The sequence below is a fragment of the Ilyobacter sp. genome, assembly GCF_041583315.1.
Taxonomy (GTDB): Bacteria; Fusobacteriota; Fusobacteriia; order Fusobacteriales; family Fusobacteriaceae; genus Ilyobacter.
In genome coordinates, this window is the sequence record NZ_JBFHGC010000401.1 from 1 (window position 1) to 2,699 (window position 2,699).

Below are 2,699 nucleotides of genomic sequence, written 5' to 3' on the forward strand. Positions count from 1 at the left end.
CACTGCGAGTATATAACTATTTTTAGAACTGGATGATATCTGTGAGGGATTTTATACCAGTCTTGGAAATGAGCTTATGATGTACATTTCTGATAAAGATATAATACTATAAAATTGATGAATTTTGTCAAAAAAATAATTTTATAAATAAAGTAGCAAAAAGTTTTCCAGAAAATTCCGAAGAATAACAGATAACAAATAATATATAGATAAATATATTTGGATTATTAGTATTTATGGCTAGTCTTGAAAATATGTTAAAGTTAATAATGAAAATAAATTAAGGCTCCCTGAAAAAACAGAGAGCCCCTTGTATATTTCATTTTTTTAGAAAAGAGATTTTTGGTTTGTGTCGCTCAAACCGTCTATTGCATTTACCAACTTCAACTTTTCCACGACTGTCTGGGAAGCCTTCGTCCTTCTCTTAAGGTCTTCATAGGAGAGGAATTTTCCAATTTCTCTCTCTTTCATGACATTCTCTACTACTGCTCCACCTAGACCATTTATGGCGATTAAAGGAATTCTTATTTTTCCCTCTTCAATGGTAAATTTGAAGCCATCAGACTCATAAATATCTACTCCTAAGAATTCAAATCCTCTGGCATGCATTTCTAAGATTATCTCACTTACAGCAAGCTGGGATTTCTGCCTCACGTCTAGCTTCATCTCTTTTGAGAGTTCGTCTATTTTTTCTTTCACACCGTTCAGTGAGAGCATAAATTCCGAGTCAAAATCGTCTGCTTTTCTGGAAAGGTAAGCAGCGTAAAATGCGAGAGGATAGTGGACTTTAAAGTAAGCAATTCTCATTGCCATTGTCACATAGGCAACGGCATGGCCTTTAGGGAACATGTACTTTATTCTCCTGCAGGATTCTATATACCAGTCAGGAACATTGTGCTCCTTCATGAGTTTTGAATAATCTCCCCATGCTTCTGCTTCCTTACTTGGTCTACCTTTTCTTACAAATTCCATTATTTTAAACGCAGTTCCTTTTTCTATACCAGAATCAATGAGGTAGTTCATAATATCATCTCTAACTGATATTATTTCTGAAAGGGTAGCTTCTCCCTTACGGACAAATTCCTGGGCATTATTCAGCCAAACGTCTGTACCATGGGAAAGTCCGGATATTCTCACAAGTTCTGCAAATGTTGTGGGCATTGTATCTAAAAGCATCTGTCTTACGAACTGAGTACCAAATTCCGGAACTCCGTATGTCCCGATAACAGAATTAATCTGATCTGGAGTAACTCCCAGAGACTCAGTCCCTGAAAATATTTTTAAAGTTTCCGGGTCTGCCAGGGGAACATCATATATATCTACCCCTGTGTATTCCTGGAGGAGCTTTATGGTGGTGGGATCGTCATGGCCTAAAATATCGAGTTTTACAAGCTGCTCATCCATTACGTGGTAATCAAAATGGGTTGTAATAGATTCATTTTTTTCATCATTGGCAGGCTTTTGCACCGGGCAGAATTCATATATGGAATGCCCCTGAGGGACTACGATCATCCCACCTGGATGCTGTCCTGTTGTTTTTTTTGCTCCCTCGCATTTTTTTGCAAGTCTGATTATCTCGGCATTTCTTACAGAAATATTATGCTCTTCAAAATATTTTTTTACATATCCATAGGCATTTTTTTCAGCAAGAGTGGATATTGTCCCCGCTTTAAATACGTTTTCCTTACCGAAAAGTCTTTCACAGTATCTGTGTATTTCAGACTGATATTCACCAGAAAAGTTTAGGTCAATATCCGGAACCTTGTCTCCGTTGAATCCCATAAAAACTTCAAAAGGTATAGCATGCCCTTCTTTTTTGAGGTTTTTTCCACATTTAGGGCAGACTTTATCAGGAAGGTCTACTCCCGCCCCTTCTTTGTCCATAAATTCAGAGTATCTGCAATTTTCATCGGAGCAGATATAGTGAGGGTAAAGTGCATTAACTTCGGTGATATTCATCATGAATGCCACTAAAGAAGATCCTACAGACCCCCTTGATCCTACAAGGTAACCGTTGTCTAGAGATTCCTTTACAAGCTTCTGTGCAGAAAGGTATAGTACAGAGAATCCGTTTCCTATAATGGCCTTTAATTCTCTTTCCAGTCGCTGTTCCACTATTTCAGGAAGTGGATTCCCGTAAATTTTATATGCCTTCTCATATGTCATATCTTTTACTATTTTTTCGGCATTGTCTATCTTTGGAGGGTAAAATCCACTGGGTACCGGCTGTATTTTTTCTATTTCATCTGCTATGGCATTGGTTGATTCTATAACTATTTCTCTTGCAACATCTTCTCCGAGATATGAGAATTCTCTCAGCATTTCATTGGTGGTTCTAAAATAAAATTTGTTGTCTGAATTATACTGGTTTTCACGGAAAACACTTCCGCTTCCGTAAAGAAGTATACTTCTCACTCTGTGATCTTCTTCGTCTAGGTAGTGTACATTTGAAGTGGCTACAACTCTTTTATTCTTTGCCTTTGCCAGTTGATACAAAAACTTATTTGCCTTTTCTATATCATTAAAGGAGTTTATTGTTCCTGTGCCCTCCTTTTCATAGAGTTCACTGTAACTTTCTCTAGGCTGGAGTTCTATATAATCGTAAAAATCAATTTTTCTTTCAAGGTGGTCGAGATTATATCTGAAATAAGCTGAAGCCAGCTCCCCTTCATTTGCAAAGTGCATACTCATAACTGCAC

General features: G+C 37.3%; 1 protein-coding gene. It reads right to left on the reverse strand.

The annotated features are described in order from the left end of the window. Window positions 1-327: 327 nt before the first annotated feature. Window positions 328-2,699: PolC-type DNA polymerase III (locus ABZA26_RS12040; RefSeq protein ID WP_372714760.1), on the reverse strand; the 2,372-nt coding region annotated here is incomplete at its 5' end.